The organism is Saccharopolyspora spinosa NRRL 18395, from assembly GCF_000194155.1.
GTDB classification, from domain to species: domain Bacteria; phylum Actinomycetota; class Actinomycetes; order Mycobacteriales; family Pseudonocardiaceae; genus Saccharopolyspora; species Saccharopolyspora spinosa.
Map to the genome: position 1 here is coordinate 3,066,920 of NZ_GL877878.1, position 21,820 is coordinate 3,088,739.

Annotated in this window: 19 protein-coding genes, 2 tRNA genes and 2 riboswitches; of the genes, 12 read left to right on the forward strand and 9 right to left on the reverse strand. The window is 67.6% G+C overall.

Annotated features, from left to right (window positions below; genetic code table 11):
• Window positions 1–5: 5 nt before the first annotated feature.
• A complete protein-coding gene (locus SSPN_RS0115350; RefSeq protein ID WP_010696034.1) occupies window positions 6–455 on the forward strand; it encodes a hypothetical protein in 450 nt (149 codons plus the stop codon).
• 111 nt (window positions 456–566) lie between these two features.
• Here SSPN_RS0115350 and SSPN_RS0115355 read toward each other — a convergent pair whose 3' ends face one another.
• On the reverse strand, window positions 567–866 hold the full coding sequence (locus SSPN_RS0115355) for a DUF2218 domain-containing protein (protein WP_237710552.1): 300 nt from the start codon (window positions 864–866) through the stop codon (window positions 567–569).
• A gap of 142 nt (window positions 867–1,008) precedes the next feature.
• Between SSPN_RS0115355 and SSPN_RS0115360 the strand changes: the two genes are divergently transcribed.
• Window positions 1,009–2,124: a polysaccharide pyruvyl transferase family protein gene (locus SSPN_RS0115360; protein ID WP_010696036.1), complete on the forward strand. Its 1,116-nt coding sequence runs from the start codon at window positions 1,009–1,011 to the stop codon at window positions 2,122–2,124.
• 1 nt (window position 2,125) lies between these two features.
• Here the strand turns inward: SSPN_RS0115360 and SSPN_RS61590 are convergent, their stop codons facing one another.
• The 3 genes from SSPN_RS61590 to thiD form a co-directional block, all read right to left on the reverse strand.
• Entirely contained in the window at window positions 2,126–2,251 is a 126-nt protein-coding gene (locus tag SSPN_RS61590) for a hypothetical protein (protein ID WP_010696037.1), read from the reverse strand.
• A 161-nt stretch (window positions 2,252–2,412) separates the two neighbouring features.
• The gene (gene tenA / locus SSPN_RS0115370; protein WP_010696038.1) at window positions 2,413–3,123 is read right to left on the reverse strand and encodes a thiaminase II; all 711 of its coding nucleotides are present in this window, start codon (window positions 3,121–3,123) and stop codon (window positions 2,413–2,415) included.
• Between the two features lie 256 nt (window positions 3,124–3,379).
• Window positions 3,380–4,177, reverse strand: a complete 798-nt coding sequence (gene thiD / locus SSPN_RS0115375; protein WP_010696039.1) for a bifunctional hydroxymethylpyrimidine kinase/phosphomethylpyrimidine kinase — start codon at window positions 4,175–4,177, stop codon at window positions 3,380–3,382.
• A riboswitch (TPP riboswitch) is annotated at window positions 4,165–4,260 on the reverse strand. It overlaps the preceding gene by 13 nt.
• Before the next feature lie 185 nt (window positions 4,261–4,445).
• On the opposite strand from thiD, the gene SSPN_RS0115380 reads away from it, so the two are divergent.
• The 5 genes from SSPN_RS0115380 to SSPN_RS0115400 all read left to right on the forward strand — a co-directional run bounded on the left by SSPN_RS0115380 (window position 4,446) and on the right by SSPN_RS0115400 (window position 8,252).
• Window positions 4,446–5,189, forward strand: coding sequence for a hypothetical protein (locus SSPN_RS0115380; RefSeq protein ID WP_010696040.1), 744 nt, complete (start codon window positions 4,446–4,448; stop codon window positions 5,187–5,189).
• Window positions 5,190–5,397: 208 nt separating this feature from the next.
• Window positions 5,398–5,595: a hypothetical protein gene (locus SSPN_RS0115385; RefSeq protein ID WP_029535365.1), complete on the forward strand. Its 198-nt coding sequence runs from the start codon at window positions 5,398–5,400 to the stop codon at window positions 5,593–5,595.
• A gap of 124 nt (window positions 5,596–5,719) precedes the next feature.
• Window positions 5,720–7,357: an AMP-binding protein gene (locus SSPN_RS0115390; RefSeq protein WP_010696042.1), complete on the forward strand. Its 1,638-nt coding sequence runs from the start codon at window positions 5,720–5,722 to the stop codon at window positions 7,355–7,357.
• Between the two features lie 48 nt (window positions 7,358–7,405).
• The gene (gene orn / locus SSPN_RS0115395; protein ID WP_029535366.1) at window positions 7,406–8,035 is read left to right on the forward strand and encodes an oligoribonuclease; all 630 of its coding nucleotides are present in this window, start codon (window positions 7,406–7,408) and stop codon (window positions 8,033–8,035) included.
• A gap of 144 nt (window positions 8,036–8,179) precedes the next feature.
• Window positions 8,180–8,252 (forward strand) — tRNA-His (locus SSPN_RS0115400).
• A gap of 70 nt (window positions 8,253–8,322) precedes the next feature.
• Here SSPN_RS0115400 and SSPN_RS0115405 read toward each other — a convergent pair.
• Window positions 8,323–9,468, reverse strand: coding sequence for a L,D-transpeptidase (locus SSPN_RS0115405; protein ID WP_237710553.1), 1,146 nt, complete (start codon window positions 9,466–9,468; stop codon window positions 8,323–8,325).
• Window positions 9,469–9,809: 341 nt separating this feature from the next.
• On the opposite strand from SSPN_RS0115405, the gene SSPN_RS0115410 reads away from it, so the two are divergent.
• Window positions 9,810–9,882, forward strand: a tRNA-Lys gene (locus tag SSPN_RS0115410).
• A gap of 505 nt (window positions 9,883–10,387) precedes the next feature.
• Here the strand turns inward: SSPN_RS0115410 and SSPN_RS0115415 are convergent.
• Complete coding sequence (locus SSPN_RS0115415) at window positions 10,388–11,026, reverse strand: GAF domain-containing protein (protein ID WP_083821724.1); 639 nt, start codon at window positions 11,024–11,026, stop codon at window positions 10,388–10,390.
• A 752-nt stretch (window positions 11,027–11,778) separates the two neighbouring features.
• On the opposite strand from SSPN_RS0115415, the gene SSPN_RS48885 reads away from it, so the two are divergent.
• Window positions 11,779–12,390 (forward strand): DUF5134 domain-containing protein, encoded by a 612-nt coding sequence (locus tag SSPN_RS48885; RefSeq protein WP_049887596.1) that lies wholly within the window; start codon window positions 11,779–11,781, stop codon window positions 12,388–12,390.
• 105 nt (window positions 12,391–12,495) lie between these two features.
• Here SSPN_RS48885 and SSPN_RS0115425 read toward each other — a convergent pair whose 3' ends face one another.
• A complete protein-coding gene (locus SSPN_RS0115425) occupies window positions 12,496–13,143 on the reverse strand; it encodes an alpha-ketoglutarate-dependent dioxygenase AlkB family protein (protein ID WP_010696047.1) in 648 nt (215 codons plus the stop codon).
• 132 nt (window positions 13,144–13,275) lie between these two features.
• On the opposite strand from SSPN_RS0115425, the gene SSPN_RS0115430 reads away from it, so the two are divergent.
• Complete coding sequence (locus SSPN_RS0115430; RefSeq protein WP_010696048.1) at window positions 13,276–14,217, forward strand: ABC transporter substrate-binding protein; 942 nt, start codon at window positions 13,276–13,278, stop codon at window positions 14,215–14,217.
• A 767-nt stretch (window positions 14,218–14,984) separates the two neighbouring features.
• On the opposite strand, the gene SSPN_RS59760 is transcribed toward SSPN_RS0115430, so the two are convergent.
• The gene (locus tag SSPN_RS59760; RefSeq protein WP_237710663.1) at window positions 14,985–15,296 is read right to left on the reverse strand and encodes a hypothetical protein; all 312 of its coding nucleotides are present in this window, start codon (window positions 15,294–15,296) and stop codon (window positions 14,985–14,987) included.
• Between the two features lie 214 nt (window positions 15,297–15,510).
• Window positions 15,511–15,724: riboswitch (cobalamin riboswitch) on the forward strand.
• Between the two features lie 112 nt (window positions 15,725–15,836).
• Here SSPN_RS59760 and SSPN_RS0115440 point away from each other — a divergent pair.
• Complete coding sequence (locus tag SSPN_RS0115440) at window positions 15,837–18,224, forward strand: ribonucleoside-diphosphate reductase subunit alpha (protein WP_010696050.1); 2,388 nt, start codon at window positions 15,837–15,839, stop codon at window positions 18,222–18,224.
• An 80-nt stretch (window positions 18,225–18,304) separates the two neighbouring features.
• On the forward strand, window positions 18,305–19,381 hold the full coding sequence (locus tag SSPN_RS0115445; RefSeq protein ID WP_010696051.1) for a ribonucleotide-diphosphate reductase subunit beta: 1,077 nt from the start codon (window positions 18,305–18,307) through the stop codon (window positions 19,379–19,381).
• A gap of 219 nt (window positions 19,382–19,600) precedes the next feature.
• Here the strand turns inward: SSPN_RS0115445 and ilvD are convergent, their stop codons facing one another.
• Window positions 19,601–21,301: a dihydroxy-acid dehydratase gene (ilvD, locus tag SSPN_RS0115450; protein WP_010696052.1), complete on the reverse strand. Its 1,701-nt coding sequence runs from the start codon at window positions 21,299–21,301 to the stop codon at window positions 19,601–19,603.
• Window positions 21,302–21,820: the final 519 nt, after the last annotated feature.

Consider the following 21,820-nt stretch of genomic DNA (forward strand, 5'->3'; position numbering starts at 1 on the left):
TACTCGTGGATCTGCTTGTGCTGATGTTCGTCACCGGTTTCGCATTGGCCACGCTGGTCTTCTGGCCACTGCTAAACCGCGCGAACAGACGCCTCGCCGAGAGCGGCCTCGCCGAACCAGCGACCGCCCCGAAGGGCAGGCACGCGCTGCGCACCCCGGCCGCCCCGGTCAAGCCGGCGCCGCCGACGGTCATCCCCCGGCGGCCGAGCACCGACGACCAGCCACCGGCGACCGAACCCGAGGCCGAGACCGAAACCTGGTCCGACGCAGAAACCAGGTCCGAGGCCGAGCCGGAGGCACCCCGGTCGGCGCCGGTCGCACCGCAGCAGCGTTCGGCGGAGCCGGCGGAGATCCCGCAGCTGCCCACGGACCTGTTCGAGAAGCACTTCGAGGCCAAGTTCAACCGCTCTCGCCAGCGCCTGGCCCGCATCCGCGACGAGATCAGCAAGGAATAGAGAACTCCGGGTCGACGCAGGAGAACCTGCGGCGGCGGGAGCTGCCCAGGTGCCAGGAAGCGGCTGCCGCCGCTCGCCCGACCTCTGCATGATCCTCGCGACTGTTAATACTCAGTCGTTCGTCCAGTTGACCTTGAGCTCGTCGCGCTGACCAAAACGCTCGAGGTGGCGGCCGACCACGTCCTGCACGCGGTCGAGCACCTCGGCGTTCTCCGCCTCGGCATGCAAGGCGAGCACATCCGATTCGTTGACCAGCAGGCAACTGCCCACGCCGCTGTCGGCGGGCAGGGTGATCCGGATGCCACCGGGTTCTTCAGACACTGCGCACCGGTGCCCCAGGTGCGAGGACAGCTGCTTGGCGTAGCGGGCCGGCTTGTCGGTGCCCACCTTCGCCTGGGATCGGATCGTCAACACGCCTCCAATGGAAGTTAGCTCACCCTAATTGGTACCAGCGGTGGCGGTGGGGTGCGAGACATCACCAAGCACGGCGGTCGGGGCTTCGTCGTTGCTACGTTCGAAAGGGACTCGGCACCCGAAGGCTGGAGCCCCACCGTTGACGAAGCCCCCCACCATCTACCTCGTCGCCACCACCGGCCACCCGAACTACGGGGACGAACTGATCGCCGCCGCCTGGTTGAAGCACCTGGCACGCGTCGCGCCGGACAGCGAGATCTGGGTGGACTGCCCCAACCCGGGACCGAGCGACGTCCTGCTCGGCCACCTGCATCCGCGGGTCCGGTTCACCGACACCTTCTGGCGGCTGTGCTGGGAGGCCCCGTCGGACGGGCCGTGGGAGGTCGCGTCGTTCGTGCAGCACGCGTTCAACAACCCGGGGCTGGCGCCGCGATGGGTCGCCGGCATCGAGCTGGCGGCCCGTGCCGACCTGGTGCACATCGTCGGCGGCGGATTCGTCAACGGCATCTGGCCGCGGCACATCGGCCTGCTCGCGGCCGCGGTGGCGGCGACGCGCCGTTCCGGCGGCCGGGCGGTGATGACCGGCCAAGGGTTGTCGCCGGTCGCTGACGAAGCGGAACCGCTGCTGCGCAACCTCGCCGCGCAGTTCGAGGTCGTCGACGTGCGCGACGAGCCGTCGGCGGCGCTATCCAGCGCCACCTCGCACACCGGCGACGACATGTTCTTCGGGGTCGAACCCGGGCTGTACCGGGACGACGACCTGCGCGAGGTCATGGTGTGCCTGCAGTCGGACCTGCTCGACGATTCGGTGCCCGCGCTGGCCGGATTCCTGTTGGACACCTTGGGCGAATGGGGCGTGCGCCCCAAGCAGGTCGGCATCGTCGAAGGCATCCCGCGCGTGGACCGCGAGGTCTTCGCGCTGGTGGAACACGACCTGCCGGGCACCCGCTTCTACCCGTTCTCCGAGATCATGGCCGACGGGCTGCCCGCGGCGGCCGGGCAGCACTGGCTGTCCAGCCGATTCCACCTGCACCTGATGGCGGCCGCGGCCGGAGCACACGGGGTCGCGGTGTCGATCAACTCCGGCTACTACACCAACAAGCACCGGTCGCTGATCGACTGCGGCTCCGGCTGGACGCTCAGCGAAGGCCTGCGGATCCCGGCCATGCCCGCCAGCGGTGGATTCGCCGCCAATGCGTTGCAAGAACTCAAGCGGGGCAAGGAAGAACTCGCGAAGAAGATCTACGGAAGCTGACCTATTCGTCACCCTCGGCGGCATCCTGCTGCTCCCGACGGCGGTCGGCGAGGTAGAACGGCGCAGCCGCTAACACCGGCACCAGCATGCCCATCAGAACGATCAGAAGAGAATTGCCCACGGCCATCGAAACTCCGTCTACGGTGGGAAGAACCCACACCCAAGTCCGCCCGGACGGGTGCCTCGCTGGGAGCATCGCTTCGGCCCGCGATTCGTTACGGCCCCGTTCGTGCAGCGGATCACACCGGGTCGAGGCGCGTTCTTCCTATCCTGCAACGGGTTTCGCGATTACTTCAGGAATCGCGAAGTCTGCCACTCCTCCTTGATCCAAGCGCTGTTCCAGAACAACCACTCGTACTCAGTCGCTCGGGTGAACGCGTCGAGCATCCGCTGCCGGGTCTCGGCGTCGACTCCCTTGGCGACCCGGTCAGTGAGGTCGCGCGCGGTCAGCACCGCCTCGGCGAACTCGTCGTCGGCGTAGGTCTGGATCCACGCCCGGTACGGGTGACCTTCGGCACCACCGGTGGCTTCCAAGATCGTGGTGCCCACATGCTGGTACACCCAGAAGCACGGCAGGATCGCCGCCAGCAGCACCGGATACGGCTCGGTCAGCGCGGTCGCCCGCAGGTACGAGGTGTAGGCCAGGCAGGACGGGGACGTGTCGATCCCGGCGATCTCGGCGTCGGTGAGGCCGAACTCCGCGACGTAACCGGCGTGCAGCCGGCGCTCCTCAACCAGTGCACCCTGGGACGCACCGGCCAGGAACGCCGCGTCCTCGGCGTTGTCGGCCCGCGTCGCGGAGGCCGCCAGCGCCTGCGCGAAACCGACCAGGTAGCGCGCGTCCTGCACGATGTAGAACGCGAACCGGTCGCGGTCCAGGGTGCCGTCGGTGAGTGCGGCGTTGAACGGGTGCTCGACGATCGCCTGCTGCAGATCGGCGGTGTGCGCCCATGCCTCGGCGCAGAAACCGTCGGCGGGCGGAGCGGGCAGCTTGCTCATCAGAACCTCTCGTCGTGTGTGGAGCCCTGCGTGCTTCTGGATGCTGGGCCGCTTTAGTACCTGTTTTTCTTTGTCCTCGAAGCGCCGGAGGCGCTTAGCCCACCCTGTTGCAACTTGCACCGCCGCGGGTTCTCAGACGTCACCTGGCGAGGACGGCCCCGAAGCCATGCGCAAATCGGGGATCCCGGAGTCCAGGCGACGCCTGAGGTTCCGCCACCCGCACCGCCGCGCGAGGTGAGCCCGAACCGGAAAACTGTCACCACCAGTGGTGGAAGTGGTGCACCGGGCCGTGGCCGTGGCCCACGTCGAGCCGGTCGGAAGCACGCAGAGCCGCCGTCAGGTACTCCTTGGCCTCGCGCACCGCTTCGAGCCAGTCCCCGCGCTGCGGGCGCAGCGCCGCGATCGCGGCCGACAGGGTGCAGCCGGTGCCGTGGTCGTTGGTGGTCACGACCCGCTCGCTGGACAGGAACTCGGCGATCCCGTCGCCGTAGAGCAGGTCCACGCTGGACCGGCCGTCGAGGTGACCGCCCTTGAGCAGCACCTGCTTCGCGCCCAACCCGGCCAGCCGCTCGGCCTGCGCGGGCATCTCGTCGGGGTCGGTGATCTCCGGCTCGCCCAGCAGATCGGCGGCCTCGGGCAGGTTCGGGGTGATCAGGTCCACGCGCGGCAGCAGCTCGTCACGCAGCACGCTGACCGCCTCCGGCGCGAGCAGCCGGTCACCGCTCTTGGCGACCATCACCGGGTCCAGCACGACGTGCGGCGGCGCGTAGCGGTCGAGGACCCCGATCACCGCGCGGATCACCTCGGCGTTGGCCAGCATGCCGATCTTGACCGCGTCCACCCGCACGTCGTCGAGCAGCGTGACCAGCTGCGCGGTGATGAACTCCGGCGGCACCTCGTGGACCTCGGAAACACCGGTGGTGGTCTGCGCGACCAGCGCGGTGATCACGGACATGCCGTAGGCGCCGTGCGCGGAGAAGGTCTTCAGATCGGCTTGCACACCGGCGCCGCCGCTGGGGTCGGTGCCTGCGATGGTCAGCACATTGGGAACCATGACGTCCCTCCGCTAGTACGAGCTAGGTCAGGTTCAACGGGTTTGTTCTCAGCCCGGCAGCCCGGGCACCCCGCGTCAGTCCCACCAACCTAACAACCGGGACCGCCGCGCGACCACGCCCTCGCCCGCTTGGCCGCCAAGCGGGCGGACCGGCTGCTCCGATCGGCGCACAGCCGCTCGCCCGGCGCCCGGCACAGCGATCGAATTCACACCTTGAAGGTCCCCACCGGCAGGCCAGGCAACCCTTCGTCGCGGACTAAAGTGGTTGATGATGGAAACCACGACCGATGCCCCGAGCTTCGCCCGTTCCCGCCGGCAGCCCCGGCCGGAGGATCCCGCCCGGATCTGGGCCCCGCTGGCGGACCTGACCGAAGCCGCCGTGGCGGCCGCCGGTTCGGGGACGGTGGCGATCACCCGCGGATTCGACCGCAACAGCAGGCAGCGCGCGAAGGCGCTGCGCGAGTTGCTGAACCGGCGCGACGTCGCCGCGGTCGAAGTGACTCCGGCTCCCGGCAGCGACCGGCTGCTGGCCGACGTCGAGATCACCGCGGTGGTCAACCTGATCGGTGCCGGATCGTGGCAGCCCTACCGAGTGGCCGCCGAGCTGCGCGCCCCGGTGCTCGCGCCGAAGCCCGGCGACGGCCCCGCCGAGGAGGTCAAGCGGGACGTGATCGCCCTGGCCGGCGACTCCGGCCAGCGCGATGTCGCGATCTCGCACGTCGCCGTGCGCGCCGAGGACCCCGGTGTCAGCCGGCTGGTCCTGACCTTTGACGGTGCGCAGCTGACGGTGCCCGGCGGCTGGCTGACCATGACGGTGCAGGGCGGCGAGCTGCAGGTCCAGGTCGGCGGCGCGGACACCCCGGAGCGGACGCTGACCACCCGCGAGATCCGGGTCGAGGCCTTCGACGCGCCGCACCGGCTGGTGCGCGACGAGCTGCCGATTGCCGACTTCGAGGAAGCCGCGGTCACCTTCACCGCCGAACCGAACGGCCTGGTGGTCCGCCCGGTCTGAAGGCCGGCCGACCCCGCCCCGTGTCCGCAGTTTCAATTGAAACTGCGGACACTCTGCGTATCGGTGCCCCTTACCGGGAGTGCCCCGGAAGTTTGCCGGGTGACTAATGCGCAGAACCGCCGTCACGGTGCGCGTCCAGCTGCGTCCCTCGATCAACAACCGCGCGCTGGAGGCAGAGCGCGCGGACTTCAATGGGGAGGCTGGGATCGTGGAGCCCGCCAGGCAATGGCACGTGAGCTGCCGCGATGTCGCCGGCAGACGCCGGGACATATCGGTGTTGTTCAACCAGGGGAACGTGGTGGTGGTCGCTCCACCGGGCGAGACCGCGGTGCTTTCCCCGCTCGAGGTCGGCAGACTACGCGCGGCCCTGCGCGACGCGATCGTGGAGGCCGCCGCAATGGAGTGATCCCCTCGTGAGCGCGGTGGCCGGCGGTCCGCCGGCCGCCGCGCTCACGAGCGCAGTCTTCCCCCCGCAAGTCCGCTCGCGGCATTATCTACTCCCGGTAGCCTGGCAACCGAGAGGTGACTGCGTGAGCACGTTCTGGCAACGATCAGCCGCGCTGCTCCGGCGCGGGGCGTCCGGCCTGCGCACGGTGTCCGTCCTGACCAAGCAGGGCGTGATCAGCCCGCTTCGGCCGGACAAGCTGCTGCGCATCGTCCTCGCCTGGCGCCGCTGGGGCATCACCCCGCCGCTGGGCTTCGCCGTCGGCGCGGTGCGTCACGCCGACCGCCCGGCCGTGATCGACGAGCGCGGCGCACTCAGCTATGCCGAGCTCTCGCAGCGCACCACCCGGCTTGCCAACGGCCTGCGCAACCGGGTTCCCCGAGGCACCCGGATCGGCGTGCTGTGCCGCAACCACCACGGGCCGATCGAGACGATCGTCGCCGCCGCCAAGCTCGGCATAGACGTGGTTCTGCTCAACACGGGCCTGAGCACCCCGCTGCTCGCCGACGTGATCGCCGAGCAGCGGGTCGGCCTGCTGGTCCTGGACGCCGAATACCGCACCCACCTGCCGGACCTACCCGACGACCTCAAGGCCGTGCTGGCGTGGACCGAAGGCACCACCCGGCACGACACGCTGGAGCACCTGATCGCCACGTCCTCGGCCAAGCACCTGCCCCGGCCGAAGCGGCACTCCCGGATGATCGTGCTCACCTCCGGCACCACCGGAACCCCGAAGGGCGCCCGCCGCCCCGATCCGCCGGGGCTCGCGCCTGCAGCGGCGATCCTGTCCCGCGTGCCGCTGCGAAACGGGGACCGGATCTTGGTCAACGCACCGCTGTTCCACACCTGGGGCCTCGCCGCGTTCCAGCTCGGCTCCGTGCTCGGCGCGACGCTGGTGCTGCGCCGCCGGTTCGACCCCGAGCAGTCGCTCGGCGCGGTGCAGCGCAACCAGTGCACATCGATGTTCGCGGTGCCGGTGATGCTCCAGCGCATCCTCGAGCTTCCCGAACGGGTCCGCGACGAGTACGACCACAGCACGTTGCGCGTAGTGGCGAGCAGCGGTTCTGCGCTGCCCGCCGACCTGGCCACCAGGTTCCAGCGCGCCTTCGGGCCGGTGCTCTACAACCTCTACGGCTCCACCGAGGTGTCCTGGGTCAGCATCGCGACACCGCACGACCTGCGCGCCGCCCCGGGCACGGCTGGCCGACCACCGCACGGGACGAGGGTGCGCATCCTCGGCGACGACGGAATCCCGGTGCGTCGCGGTGCGACCGGGCGGATCTTCGTCGGCAACGACCTGCTCTTCGAGGGCTACACCAACGGCAGCAGCCGGGAGACCCGCGACGGCCTGATGTCGACCGGAGACCTCGGGCGCTTCGACGCCGCCGCGCGGTTGTTCGTCGTCGGCCGCGAAGACGACATGATCACCTCCGGCGGCGAGAACGTCTACCCCAAGGAGACCGAGGACGTCATAGCCGGCCAGCCGGAGGTGTCCGAGGCCGCCGTCATCGGAGTCGACGACGCCGAGTTCGGGCAGCGGCTAGCGGCGTTCGTGGTGCTCCGAGCCGACGGCTGGCTGGACGCCGAGCAGCTGCGCGAGCGGGTCCGCGGCCGGTTGTCGAAATTCGCCACGCCCCGCGATGTGGTGTTCCTCGACGACCTGCCGCGCAACGCCACCGGCAAGGTCGTGCCTCGCGAACTGCTCGCCCGCTTGGACACCTGACCGGCAGGGCTGCACGATCACCCCTCGTGTCGAGTTAGGCTGCCTCGGGTGAACGACCGTCTAGTGTGGATCGACTGCGAAATGACCGGTCTCGATCTCGGCAAGGACGCGCTGATCGAGATCGCCGCCCTGGTCACCGATGCCGACCTCAACATCCTCGGCGAAGGCGTGGACATCGTCATCCACGCCGACGAGGAGAAGCTCGCCGGAATGCCCGACGTGGTCCGCGAGATGCACGACCGCTCCGGCCTCACCGAAGAGGTGCGCCGCTCCACGGTGACGCTCGAAGAGGCCGAACAGCGCGTGCTGGACTACATCCGCCAATACGTGCCGGACGGCCGGTCCGCGCCGCTGGCCGGCAACTCGATCGCCACCGACCGCGGCTTCATCTCCCGCGACATGCCTCGGCTGGACACCCACCTGCATTACCGGATGGTCGACGTGTCGTCCATCAAGGAGCTGTGCCGCCGCTGGTACCCGCGGATCTACTACGCGCAGCCGGAGAAGGGCCTCGCCCACCGCGCGCTCGCCGACATCCGGGAGTCCATCCGCGAGCTCGCCTACTACCGGCGGACCGCGTTCGTCCCGCAGCCGGGGCCGACCAGCGAGCAGGCCCAGGCGGTGGCGGCCGAACTGCTCGACGGCGATGGCGTCGGCGGCACCGAGAAGGCCCGCTAGGAGTCCGGCCAGAACCCGGAATCCGGCCGCTGACCAGCGCGCACCGGATAAACCGGAGGCGGTGGAAAACCGGATGGCGGCGCGCGCTACGATATGAGCGTTGCTCCGGAAGGGTGCTCGAGAGGGCTAGTCCGAGCGGCCACGGTGGGTGTAGCTCAGTCGGTAGAGCACTGGGTTGTGGTCCCAGGTGTCGCGGGTTCGATTCCCGTCACTCACCCAATGAAGAAAGGCCCCGTTCCAGTTGGAACGGGGCCTTTCTTTGTTGTCCTGGCAACTGCGGTTTCAACTCACTTGTTGCCCTGCACCCACTGGCCCCACGGGACCTGCCAGTCGCCGAAACCGTCCCAGGCGCGCAGGTTCGGCCCGCCGGAGTTGGTGATCTGCACGACATCGCCCTTCTTCAGCAGATCGAAGACCCATTTGGCATCGGCCATGCTCATGTTGATGCAGCCGTGGCTGACATTGCGCCGCCCCTGATCGCCCACCGACCACGGCGCGGCGTGCAGGAACTCACCGCCGTTGGAGATCCGGACCGCCCACTGGACCTCGGTGCGGTAGCCGCCCGCCTCGACCGGCAGGCCGTAGGTGGAGGAGTCCATCACCTTCGTAGCGTGGTGCTCGGTGACCACGTGCACGCCGTTGTTGGACGGGAACGACGGTTTGCCCAACGACACCGGCATGGTCCGCAGCAGCTTGCCGTTCTTCTCGATGGTCATCTTGTGGGTGGCGCCATCGGCCTTCAGCACGACCGCGTTGCCGATGGTGATGGTCGCCTTGCGGTCCTCCTCGCCCCAGGCGCCGTTGCCGAGGTCCCTGCCGTACACGTCGACGTCGATCGACACCTTGGTGCCCGGCTTCCAGTACTCCTTCGGCCGCCAGTGCACCTCGCGGCTGTTGAACCAGTAGAAAGCACCCTCGACCGCCGGCTCGGTGCGGATCTGGATCGCTTCCTCGGCCTTCGCCTTGTCCGGTGCCGGGGCCTTCTCGCTGAAGTAGAACGCCAGCGGCTGGCCGACGCCGACGGTCTGCCCGTCCAGCGGGTTCATCGACACGAAGGTCTGCTTGCCGGGTGAAATGGTGCTGAAAGTGGACTGCTGGGTGATCGTCGGCCCGCTCGCCCCCTGCGCGGTCACGGACAGCGTGTAGGTCTTGCCGTAACCGAGCTTTTCGGTGGCGGCCCAGCTGACCCCGTCCGGCGCGATGGCACCTGCCGTCGCATTGCCTTCCGCGCTGGTCAGCACCGCCTCGACGATCTTGCCGTTGACCGCCTTCGCGCTGATCGGCGCGGTCGGCGAAATGTCGTTGGCCCCGTTCTGCGGTGCCAGCTCCAACGTCGGCGCGGGCGCCACCTCGTCCCCCGAACCGGACCCGCTACAGCCGGCGACGAGCAACGCCACCAAACCGAAGATCAACATTGTCAGCAGTCGTGACACCCGTACGGGAAACCCGACCGAATTACTCAACTCCCTCATGGGCAACTGTCCGTCCGCTCCGATGCGCCGCTACGCCTGAGAACAGTGTGCAGCAATGCCCCGACAGTGAGTGAAGGGACCGGGTTGCACACATAGGGTGATCTCCCCTGGCCGATCACCCTCCATGAGACGCAGCACCCCACCCCGGGGTTGCGTCCCCACCCCCGACAACCTCGCCCACCCCCAAAACCGACCCCCCTCTTCGGCACCCCGCAGTGCCGTGCTAATGTTTTCCACGTCGCCAGGGAGACCGGGGCGGAACCGAAAAGGAACCGAACCGTTCAAAACTTGACCGACAACCAGCGCCAATAGCTCAACTGGCAGAGCAGCTGACTCTTAATCAGCGGGTTCGGGGTTCGAGTCCCTGTTGGCGCACAAAAGCCCCAGGTTAATACCCTGGGGCTTTTTACATGCCCAAGCTTCTCCGCACTTTATCCACGCAATTCAGTCTGACTCGGTAACGAAGGCTCTTTCTAGCGACTAAGCCGTTTCCCTGCCGACCGCCTTGCGGCCGAGGTACACATCCTGTTAAGCGGGGTTCACAGGCAAGCACGCCCGAGCGGCGCCGTTAGTCTCGTACCGACCAGAGGCAGAGGCGTGCAAGCGACCCGTCGAAGCCTTGCCCGTTTTCACGTGCCTGCCACCTGGCGAAACTGTCTTCGTGCAGGCCCAAGCAGGGGACGTTGCCACGTTATTGCCAACAATAACCCGCAATCGACTGCAAATGACGGTAGGAGGTAGCCAAAGGTGTTGGCAGACAACGGCAAACGTTGTCGATCGCGGAAACGGGGACCGCGGGCTCTGGGTTCGATCCCCAGGCATTGCAATGTTGCTCCGCCGGAAGCGGCGCCAGTAAGTGGGCGAGCCGTGACGGAAGCCGTCACAGCGTGAAGTCATACCAGTGGCCGGGGCCATCTCCGTCGGGAGGAAAGTGTTTGAGTGCCGTGGCGGCGCCGAGTACCACGAGTTCGGGGACTCCGCGTCCGAACCCAGGGCGGCTGTAGTGCAACGACAGCACACCGAGCGGCTCCGGTCCGCCGTCCATTAGCGGGTATGAGGCGACGGAGCGGGTCCCAGCGTCGAGAATCGGGTCCAGCGTCGGCTGTCCGACGAAGATCGGGCTGCGGGTGACATCGTCGACCAGAACAGGCGCACGGGTGACCAGTGCCTTGGCGCAGGCGGTGGGATGGCCGGTCGTGATGCTTGCGAAGAAGCTCAGGAACGCGGGCCTGAAGCCGTGCTGTGCCCGGATCCGCAGTGCACCCTCTTGCCGATCGTGTACTTGCAGGTCACAGAAGTCAGCACCGCCGCTCGTGAGCGCAGCCCGCAGGATCGCTTCCATAACCGTGGGTTTGTCGGCATCGCCCAAGAACTCAGTATCGAACAGAACAGCTGTGTGGTCTCCGCCACGCCGGTATGCTTCGCGCAGCAGCCTCAAGCGGGTGTTCCGGAGCTCGGCAAGATCAAGCCTTCGGTGACACTGTGCACCGTTCGCATCGCGTTGCGTGGTATCAGGCATGCTGTGCTCATGACGGGTTTGGCCGGTTTGTTACACAAATGGTAACCGAAGAAGTGCCTGAGTGGCGAGCACTCGAACGCACGTTCAACATTGTGGGTGCTCGGCGGTAGGGGAGGCTGCCAGGCCACGCGGGTTGATCACGAGTACCCCAACGTGACGTGGCCCGCCTCAACGTTCACGACGGCGACGTTGTTGACCACGGAAACAACAACCGCCGGCTTATGGTCACCGGAACGCAGAAGCAAGATCCTCGCCGCACGGGCAGGCCAACAGGGTGAAGGGGGCATACTCAAACCCTGCGGTCCGGTCCCGACTGCTCTGTCCTCGCCCCATCGACCTCCACAAGGGCTATCAGACCGCGCCAAGGGGGCAAGCTTCCGCCGACATATACCGTGGGATCGGATGTTGCCACCTTGCCCCAAGCTGATCAAGCGTCTCCAGGTCGACGGGGTGAAGACCTGGTTTCGGGGTCGGTAGCCGGCAAGGACGCTTCCGGACCTGGGTAGCCCCTGTGCCTTGAAATCATCCTTTTGGAGCAGGCGGCTTTCGTGTTGTTTGGGTGAGTGTCGTCACTACTCTTTGTGTGCGTGCGCATTTGGTGCGGCTTCGCCGACGCATGGGGTTGGGCGGTTGTTGATTTGTCCAACGTGGACTTCTTGGTTTGGGTGTTCGGCGCACTGGGTTGGGTTTTTGAAAGCACCGACTGGACCTAGACCTAGGGTGGTGGGGCGCGAACAATCGGGTATCTCGGGTTGCCGATCGGACGCCGGGGGTTGTTGGTGGTCGACCAGGTGTTGGGCGGGGCGGTCATCGCGGTGACCTCGGTGTGCTTGGTTCGGCTGGTGGTCCGCCGTTGGCGGCTTCCGGAGGCTTGGGGTGGGTGCGGGAGCGCCGACATCGCTCACGTCTTGATGGGCATCGGGATGTCCGCGATGTTCCTGCCCGAGGTGCTTCCGCCCGGCGTGTGGGCTGCGCTGTTCGTTGCGAACGCCGGTTGGATGGGCGTGCTGGCGCTGCGTCGGCGTCCGGCCCTGACCTACCTGCACCACTTGGTCGGCGGGTTGGCCATGTCGTACATGTTCGCCGCCGCTCGGCCGCACGGGCCCACTTCAGGCCTGTTGTCGTTGTCCACCGCGCATTCGTCCGGCCACTCGCACGGCAGCGCGCTGGCCGTCGTCGGCGCACAGTCCGCAGGCTTCGCTTTTCCGCTGGTGGCCTGGGTGCTGATGACCTACTGCCTGCTCAGCGCCGGTTTCGCCGGAACCGACCTGGTCCGCCCGCCCCGAGACCGCCCCAGGTTGACGGCCACCACCGAACTGGTCCTCTCCCTGAGCATGGTCTACATGTTCCTGACCACGCTCTGACGGCCGATCACGGCGGCGTTTCAGCTGGTCAGTGAGTGGTTTGAGGTGCTACAGCGACTTGCTACAGCGGCTCAAAGCACGCAGGGGCGTTGACCGGCTGGAACTTCAGTCCATTCCGGACACTCGGAGGGTTATGTTCAGGCGGCCTGCCGTCATGCCCACGTCCGGTCCCGTTCCCCGGTACGTCTTCGGGACTCCGTGGTAGGCCAGGCGGGATTCGCCGCCGAAGACGAACACGTCTCCCGAGCACAGTTCCACGTCCGTCCACGGCCGGTTCCGGTTCTCCGTGTTGCCGAACCTGAAGACGCACGTGTCGCCGAGGCTCAGCGACACCACCGGCTCCTGGCTCTGCTCGTCGCGATCCTGGTGCATTCCCATCCGCGCCGTGTCGTCGTAGAAGTTGACCAGCGCGACGTCCGGGCGGTAGCCGTGAGCGGAGTGGCCGTAGGCGTCGGCCAGCGCCCTGCGCCCCAAGTCGCCGAGCCAGTCCGGGAACGGCGTCACCGCTGAGCCGTCTCCGTCGTCGACGGTTCGCGAGTACCGGTAGGGGTACCAGTGCCAGCCGAGGCACACGGTGCGCACCGACATCACTCCCCCGCTCGGCAACCGAGCGGAGCGCATGCCCGCCGGGGAGCGCGCCCACTCCCGGCACGCGACGACCAGTTCGCGCTGCTGGTCGAGGTCGAGCCAGTCGGGCAGGTGCACCGCACCCGGGGCTATCTCGGCCCGCTCCCGTGGGATCAACGACTCCATGTCCGCCCCTTACCACGTCATGATCACCTTCATGGCGGCTCACCCGTGACAACCCTCTCAAAGCTGGTTTCCATCCCCCGGCCAGGTTAGGCTTGCCAAACTTTTGGAGCCAACCAAAAAGCAGGGAGCATCATGTTCCGTCCCCGTCGACTGCTCGCGGCCGTCGCCGCAGTGCTCGCGCTCGGCACCGTCGCCGCGTGCGGCTCGTCGACTCCCGAGCAGCCCACCGCACCCCAGGGCGACGAGCGAATCGTCACGCACGCCAAGGGGCAGACCAAGATCGTCGGCAACCCGCAGCGCGTCGTCGTTCTCGACACCGGGGAGCTCGACGCGGTTCTGGCGCTGGGGATCAAGCCGGTTGGCACCGTGCTGCCGGACGCCAACAAGACCCTGCAGCCGTACCTGGCCGAGAAGGCCGGCAGCATCGAGATCGTCGGCACCATCGGCTCGCCCAACCTGGAGAAGATCGCCGCGCTCAAGCCCGACCTGATTCTCTCCAGCAAGGTGCGCGACGACCAGAACTACGACGCGCTGAGCAAGATCGCGCCGACGGTGTTCGCCGAGAGCGTCGGCAAGACCTGGAAGCAGAACTTCCTGCTCGACGCCGAGGCGCTGGGCAAGAAGGCCGAGGCGCAGCAGATCCTCGACGCCTACCAGCAGCGCGCCGCCGACATCGGCAAGCAGGCCGGCGACCCCGCCGCCCGCAAGATCAGCATGCTGCGGTTCATCCCCGGCGACATCCGTCTGTACGGCAAGGGCTCCTTCATCGGCACGATTCTGGCCGACGCGGGCTTCGGCCGCCCCGACAACCAGCAGACCGACCAGACCTTCACCAAGATCAGCCGCGAGCAGATTTCCCAGGCCGACAGTGACCAGCTGTTCTACGCCGCCTATGGCGAAACCGCCAAGCAGCAGCTGACCGACGTGGTCAACTCCGTGCAATGGACGACGCTCGGCGTCGTGAATAACGGCAAGGCCGTCGAGGTGCACGACGACACCTGGTTCCTCGGCCTCGGTCCGATCGCCGCCAACCTGGTGCTGGACGACCTGCAGAAGGCCTTCCCGCAGCAATGACCGAGTGAAGAGCCCGTGAGTCCGGCGGACTCACGGGCTCTTCGCTGCGCGAATCCACAGGTCCCCGGCGCCGCGCCGCGAACTCGCCGCCCGGCTCGATGTCCACCACCACCGACACCTCGGCTCCCGGCTCGGCCTCGGCGATGGCGAACCCCGCCAGCCGCAACGGCTTCACCGCATACACCTGCACGACCTCGCGTCCCGCTCGGTCGCCGGTGTTGCGCAGCTTCACCCGCACGGCCTCGTCTTCGGCGACGGCCTCCAGGCACTCCCAGGTCGTGCACCCGAGCCCGTGTCCGAAGTGGAACGCCGGATCGACGCCCCGGTCCTCGTAAGCGCGGTAGCCGACCAGGGTCTCTCGGTGTAGTGCAGTTCGCCGTCCACCGGCTGCACGCCCGGTAGCGGCACCGGGACGCCGGCCAGTCCGGCCGGGAAGGTGGTCGGCAGCCTGCCGCCGGGTTCTGCCCGGCCCAGCGGCACGTCGGCCAAGGCCAGCCGCCGGATTCGGAGTCCTCGAAAGCACCTACCCGATCGGCCAACCGCAACACCCGCAGGACCTTGTCGTCGAGAACTTCTTCCGGGACCTTGCCCCGCGCCACGGCCTCCGTGAGTTTCCCGTCGCTCCACGGGCTTTTCGGTCCGGGCATGGCCAGGTCGAGAACGCCGAGCGCCGCCGACTCCAGCGAGCGGGTGGCAGACCAGTCCGATACGGCATCCCGCCCCACGCCCACTCGCCCTTGAGAACATCGTTAACCAGAGCGGAATTCTCAGTCATCGTGCGCCCGTTCACCGAGTTGTAGGCGGCCGTCATCGCCCACGGCGAAGCCTTCGCCACGATCCGCTCGAACGGCTTGAGGTAGATCTCGCGCAGCGCCTGCTCGTCGACCACCGCGTCGTAGCTGAATGCCTGCCCCCGAAAGGACTTCGGTGCACGTTGATCGTCGGCGCCAGCACCACGTGCACACCCCGGCGGACGCCACCGGGAACAGCAGCGACGGGTCGCGCTCGTCCCATGCCGTGCCGCGCACCCCGTTCGGCCCGTCGGAGAGCACCAACGACCGCAGCCCGATCTTCGGCATCGGGTGCAGGGTCCAGAAGTCGGCACCGGTGGAGCAACCGCGCCTTCTCCGCCGCTGTCAACTCCGAAACCAACGACAGGAGCTTCGCCTCGTCCACCGCTATTCCGCTCGCCAGCCTCCGGCCGCCAAGTTTCGGCCACCTCGCCCGCACTGTCGACCGGGACCACGCCACGCCGTTATCTGCCCATCCGATCACTCCCCGAACCCAACATGTAGTGTGTCGCTCGCTGGTGGTTCACCGGAGGCGTCCGGTGAGGCAAGAGGGAACCCGGTGCGAATCCGGGACTGCCCCGCAGCGGTGAACGGGAACGAACGTCGTGACCCGGCTGCCTGACGGCAGCGGGTAGAGCACTGGGCGAGCAGCCTGGGAAGCCACGATCAGTAGGCCGCCCGTGAGTCCGAAGACCTGCCGCCGGTGCACGCTGCGAAGCGTGCTGTCCGGGACTTCGAGGGCGGGTCCGCGCGGACGACCAGCGGCTCCTGCCGCCGTGTCTCCTCGCGCGCCGTCGTGGTCCGCCGAGCTCGCGAGGGAGAGAGCCCGTGACGGCGACACTCAACGACTGGACCCGCGTGTCCACTGTGGTCCACCAAGCCTGCGCCGGACTGCCCGGCGTGTCGGGCGATGCCGTGCTCGAAGAGGTGCGGCGCACCGGCTACGCCGGTATCAGCGACGACGAGCTCTCGCTGGCCCAGGTCATGGCGGCACGCACGCTCATCGAGACCGAGCCGAACTATTCGCAGGTCACGGCCCGCCTCCTGCTGGACCGGATGCGCCGCGAGGCGCTGAGCTTCCTGGGGGAGCCGCAGGAGGCCGACCAGGAGCAGATGCGCGACCACTACCCGGCGTACTTCGCCGACTACGTGCGCCGCGGTGTCGAACTGGAGAGGCTCGACCCGGAACTGGGCTTCTTCAACCTCGACCGGCTGGGCCGCGCCCTGGTGCCCGAACGCGACCTGACCTTCGGTTTCCTCGGCCTGCAGACCCTCTACGACCGCTACTTCCTGCACGAAGACGGCACCCGGTTCGAGCTGCCGCAGGCGTTCTTCATGCGGGTCGCGATGGGCTTGGCGCTGCGCGAGGACGACCGTGAGGCGCGGGCGATCGAGTTCTACCACCTGCTGTCGACGTTCGACTTCATGTGCTCCACGCCGACCCTGTTCAACGCTGGCACCACCCGGCCGCAGCTGTCCTCGTGCTTCCTGACCACTGTGGACGACGACCTGTCCGGGATCTTCCACTCCATCAGCAACAACGCGCGGTTGTCGAAGTACGCGGGCGGACTGGGCAACGACTGGACGCCGGTGCGCGGCATCGGCGCCCACATCAACGGCACCAACGGCAAGTCCCAGGGTGTGGTGCCGTTCCTGAAGATCGCCAACGACACCGCCGTCGCGGTCAACCAGGGCGGCCGGCGCAAGGGCGCGGTGTGCGCATACCTGGAGACCTGGCACATCGATGTCGAGGAGTTCCTCGACCTGCGCAAGAACACCGGCGACGACCGCCGCCGCACCCACGACATGAATACCGCGAACTGGGTGCCCGACGAATTCCTGCGCCGCGTCGAGGCCGATGAGCAGTGGACGCTGTTCTCCCCGGACGAGACGCCTGACCTGCACGACCTCTACGGCAAGGCGTTCGCCGAGCGCTACCGCGCCTACGAGCAGGCCGCCGACCGCGGCGAGATCCGCGTGTTCCGCCGGGTGCGCGCGGTGGAGCTGTGGCGGCGGATGCTGACGATGCTCTTCGAGACCGGCCACCCCTGGATCACCTTCAAAGACCCGTGCAACCTGCGGTCGCCGCAGCAGCACAGCGGGGTCGTGCACTCCTCCAACCTGTGCACCGAGATCACCCTGAACACCAGCAGCGACGAGGTGGCCGTGTGCAACCTCGGGTCGATCAACCTGGCCCGGCACGTCGACGCCGACGGCATCGACGCCGCGAAGCTGGAGCGCACCACGCGCACCGCCGTGCGGATGCTGGACAACGTCATCGACATCAACTTCTACACGATCCCCGAGGCACGCCGGTCCAACCTGCGGCACCGGCCGATCGGGCTGGGCCTCATGGGCTTCGCGGACGCGCTGTTCACGCAGCGCATCCCGGTTTCGTCGGAGGCCGCCGTCGAGTTCGCCGACCGCAGCATGGAGCAGATCAGCTACCACGCGATCGCCGCGTCCAGCGAGCTCGCGGCCGAGCGGGGTCGGTACGAGTCCTTCGACGGATCGCTGTGGAACCAGGGAGTCCTGCCCATCGACTCGCTCGACCTGCTCGCCGACGCCCGCGGCGGCGACGTCGACCTGGACCGCTCGTCCACCCTGGACTGGGAGGCGCTGCGTGAGCGGGTGCGCACCGTCGGGATGCGCAACTCCAACGTGATGGCCATCGCCCCGACCGCCACGATCTCCAACATCTGCGGCGTGAACCAGTCGATCGAGCCGGTCTACCGCAACCTGTACGTCAAGGCGAACATGTCCGGCGACTTCACCGTGGTCAACCCGCACCTGGTCGCCGACCTCAAGCAGGCCGGGCTGTGGGACGAGGCGATGATCGCCGACCTCAAGTTCCACGACGGCAGCCTGCTGCCGATCGAGCGGATCCCGCAGCAGCTCAAGGAGCTCTACGCCACCGCGTTCGAGATCGAGCCGCGCTGGCTGGTGGAGGCGGCGGCGCGGCGGCAGAAGTGGATCGACCAGGCACAGTCGCTGAACCTCTACGTCTCCCGGCCCAACGGCCGAACGCTCGACGAGCTCTACCGCCTCGCCTGGCGGAAGGGCCTCAAGACCACGTACTACCTGCGCTCCACGAGCGCGACCCACGTGGAGAAGAGCACCCTTCGCGGCACCGATGGCAAGCTCAACGCCGTCCCGACGGCGCCGACCGGCACTGCTTGCTCGGTCGAAGACCCCGACTGCGAAGCCTGCCAGTAACACCCCTCACCTGGGTCCGACGCCTAGTCCGGTACGACGCGCGGTCCCGAACTGCGCAATTTCCCTTGGAGCAACACAGCATGACCTCCCTGCAGACCCCATCCTCGGCCGCCGGGCTCGGCGAGATCGACCGCGCCGGTGGGCGCGTCGACGTCGGAGACAAGGCGATGATCAACGCCCGTGCCGACGTCAACCAGCTGCTCCCCCTCAAGTACGGGTGGGCCTGGGAGAAGTACCTCGCGGGCTGCAACAACCACTGGATGCCCACCGAGATCTCGATGCAGGCCGACATCGCAATGTGGAAGTCCACCGACGGCCTCAGCGACGACGAACGCCTGCTGCTCAAGCGCAACCTCGGCTTCTTCGCCACCGCCGAATCCCTGGTGGCAAACAACATCGTCCTCGCCGTCTACCGGCACATCACCAACCCCGAATGCCGCCAGTACCTGCTGCGGCAGGCCTTCGAGGAGGCCGTGCACACCCACACCTTCCAGTACATCTGCGAAAGCCTCGGCCTCGACGAGGGCGAGCTGTTCAACATGTACCGGGAGATTCCGTCGATCGCCGACAAGGACGCCTGGGCGCTGCAGTACACGCGCAGCCTGGAAGACCCGGACTTCACCACCGGCAGCACCGAAGCCGACCAGGCCTTCCTCCGCGACCTCGTCGCCTTCTACGTGATCTTCGAAGGAATGTGGTTCTACACCGGGTTCGCGCAGATCCTCGCGCTTGGCCGGCGGAACAAGATGGTCGGCATCGCCGAGCAGTACCAGTACATCCTGCGCGACGAATCGATCCACCTGAACTTCGGCATCGACTGCATCAACCAGATCAAGCTGGAAAACCCGCACCTTTGGACCGAGGAATTCCAGGCCGAGATCCGGCAGATGCTCACCGACGCCTGTGAGCTGGAAATCGCCTACGGTCGCGACACCATGCCCCGCGGCATCCTCGGCATCAACGCCGACCTCTGCGCCCAGTACATGCACTTCATTACCAACCGGCGCTGCGCCCAACTCGGCCTGGAACCGGTCTTCCAGGAAGCCGACAACCCCTTCCCGTGGATGTCGGAGGCGATGGACCTGAAGAAGGAGAAGAACTTCTTCGAAACCCGGGTCATCGAATACCAGTCCGGCGGCTCCCTCCAGTGGGACTGACTCCCGGCCCGATCTGTTGAAGCGAACGGCCTGTTCGCGCCAATAGGCGGAGTGAACAGGCCGTTCGCTTCAACGGCTTCATCCCGCTGTCCCCGACCAGCACCCGGTACGCGCTGACCTGCACCTGGTGCGGCACGACGTCTCCGATCAGCAAGGAAGAGGCAGAACAGCTCCAGGCCCCGGCCCAGCCACAACCTCAGCAGGGGCCTGCGGTCCTGATCACGAGCAAACCGCTCCTTCCGACGCGGAGCCGACCAGCTTCGCGTACTTGCCGAGCACGCCATTGCGGAGACGCGGCGCCGGTGAGGACCAGTGCTCGCGGCGCCGCACGAGTTCCTCTTCGGCGACGAGCAGGTCCAGGGTGCGGTTGGTGAGGTCGAGGCGGATCGGGTCGCCGTCCTGCACCAGCGCGATAGGTCCGCCATCCGTCGCTTCCGGCGCGACGTGCCCGATGCACAGCCCGGTGGTGCCGCCGGAGAATCGGCCATCGGTGACCAGCAGGACGTCCTTGCCGAGGCCGGCGCCCTTGATCGCGCCGGTCACGGCGAGCATCTCCCGCATCCCCGGCCCGCCGCGCGGCCCCTCGTAGCGGATGATGACGACGTCACCGGGCTTCAGCGAGCCGTCCTCCACGGCGTCCATAGCACCCTGCTCGCCGTCGAAAACCCTTGCCGTACCTTCGAAACTCGTCGAATCGAAACCCGCGCTCTTGACCACCGCGCCGTCGGGCGCCAACGATCCGCGCAGGATGGTGAGACCGCCGGTGGGGTGGATCGGGTTCGACAGCTGGTGCAGCACCTCGCCGTCCAGCTCCGGCGGGTCGAGCTCAGCGAGGTTCTCCGCGACGGTGCGGCCGGTCACCGTCATGCAGTCGCCGTGCAACAGGCCCGCGTCCAGCAGGGCCTTCATGACCACCGGCACTCCGCCGATCCGATCCACCGCGGGCATCACGTACCGGCCGAACGGCTTGACGTCGGCCAAGTGCGGCACCCGGTCGCCGATCCGGTTGAAGTCGTCCAACTGCAGATCGACCTCGGCTTCCCGCGCGATGGCGAGCAGGTGCAACACGGCATTGGTCGACCCGCCGAAGGCCATGATCACGGCGATCGCGTTCTCGAACGCCTCCTTGGTAAGGATCTGCCGAGCGGTCAGCTGCCGGGCCAGCATGCCGACCACCACGCGGCCGGCTTCGCGGGCGCTCGCGTCGCGACGCCGATCCACCGCTGGCGGGCTGGCCGAACCCGGGACCGACATGCCGAGCGCTTCGGCCGCGCAGGCCATGCTGTTAGCGGTGTACATCCCGCCGCAAGCGCCCTCACCAGGACAGATCGCGCGCTCGATGCGGTCGACCTCCTCGCGCGTGATCAGGCCGCGCGCACACGCACCGACCGCTTCGAAAGCATCGATGATGGTGACCTCGCGGTCGTCGACGCGCCCAGGCAGGATCGAACCGGCGTAGACGAACACCGAGGCCAGGTCGAGTCGGGCCGCGGCCATCAACATGCCCGGCAGGCTCTTGTCGCAGCCGGCGAGCAGCACCGAGCCATCCAGCCGTTCGGCCTCAATCACGGTCTCGACGGAGTCGGCGATGATCTCCCGCGACACCAGGGAGTAGTGCATGCCGACATGCCCCATCGAGATGCCGTCGGAGACCGAGATGGTGCCGAACTCCATCGGATAGCCGCCGGCCGCGTGCACGCCTTCCTTCGCCGCCTGGGCCAGGCGCTGCAGCGAGAGGTTGCACGGGGTGATCTCGTTCCAGGATGACGCGACCCCGATCTGCGGCTTCGCGAAGTCGGCGTCCTGCATGCCGACGGCGCGCAGCATGCCGCGCGCCGCGGCCCGTTCCATGCCTTCGGTGACCTCGCTGCTGCGAGGCTTCAGCGTGCGCTGGTCGTTGCTGAGCTTGACATCGTCCACGCTCCGACTGTAGTTCGCGTCACACCACCAGCGCTGCTCCGAACCGCCTTGGAAATGAGAAGGGGCCCCTTCTTCCGGAATGGAAGAAGGGGCCCCTTCAAATAGTGTGTCGGCGGTGTCTTACTCTCCCGTTCCACCTCCTGCTCCTCAGTCAGCGGACCCCGCCCCGCCAACTCCTCCAACTCCGCAACCCGATCGGCAGCAGCCTTTCTCCCCTGGCGATACTTCGCGCTCCATGCCCTGCCTTGCTGTTTTTTCCTCTCCGCCGCCCGCTCGTCCTGTTGTGTTGCCTGATCCGTCGGGGTGAGCACCCCACTTTCGCCATTGCCCGGACTGCCGGGGTCAATCCCAGCCGCGGCTGCTGCCACCTTCCGCCGCTTGACAACCCGCGAACTCTCGCCTGCCTCCCCCGGCGAACTCCCACCGGCCTCCCCCCGTGTCCTTTTCGCACCCGCGCCGGTTTTCCCGGCCTCCGGCCCGGACTCGCCGGGCTGACGCTTCGAACCCGCCACCTCGGTG

What these genes read in the sequence shown, in the direction of transcription:
- SSPN_RS0115380 (WP_010696040.1), top strand. Translation starts at nt 4,446, where the DNA reads ATGATGGAAACCACGACCGATGCCCCGAGCTTCGCCCGTTCCCGCCGG.
- SSPN_RS0115425 (WP_010696047.1), bottom strand. Translation starts at nt 13,143, where the DNA reads ATGGAGTCGTTGATCCCACGGGAGCGGGCCGAGATAGCCCCGGGTGCG.
- tenA (WP_010696038.1), bottom strand. Translation starts at nt 3,123, where the DNA reads ATGAGCAAGCTGCCCGCTCCGCCCGCCGACGGTTTCTGCGCCGAGGCA.
- SSPN_RS59760 (WP_237710663.1), bottom strand. Translation starts at nt 15,296, where the DNA reads ATGCCGAAGATCGGGCTGCGGTCGTTGGTGCTCTCCGACGGGCCGAAC.
- SSPN_RS0115445 (WP_010696051.1), top strand. Translation starts at nt 18,305, where the DNA reads ATGACCTCCCTGCAGACCCCATCCTCGGCCGCCGGGCTCGGCGAGATC.
- SSPN_RS0115430 (WP_010696048.1), top strand. Translation starts at nt 13,276, where the DNA reads ATGTTCCGTCCCCGTCGACTGCTCGCGGCCGTCGCCGCAGTGCTCGCG.
- SSPN_RS61590 (WP_010696037.1), bottom strand. Translation starts at nt 2,251, where the DNA reads ATGGCCGTGGGCAATTCTCTTCTGATCGTTCTGATGGGCATGCTGGTG.
- SSPN_RS0115415 (WP_083821724.1), bottom strand. Translation starts at nt 11,026, where the DNA reads ATGCCTGATACCACGCAACGCGATGCGAACGGTGCACAGTGTCACCGA.
- thiD (WP_010696039.1), bottom strand. Translation starts at nt 4,177, where the DNA reads ATGGTTCCCAATGTGCTGACCATCGCAGGCACCGACCCCAGCGGCGGC.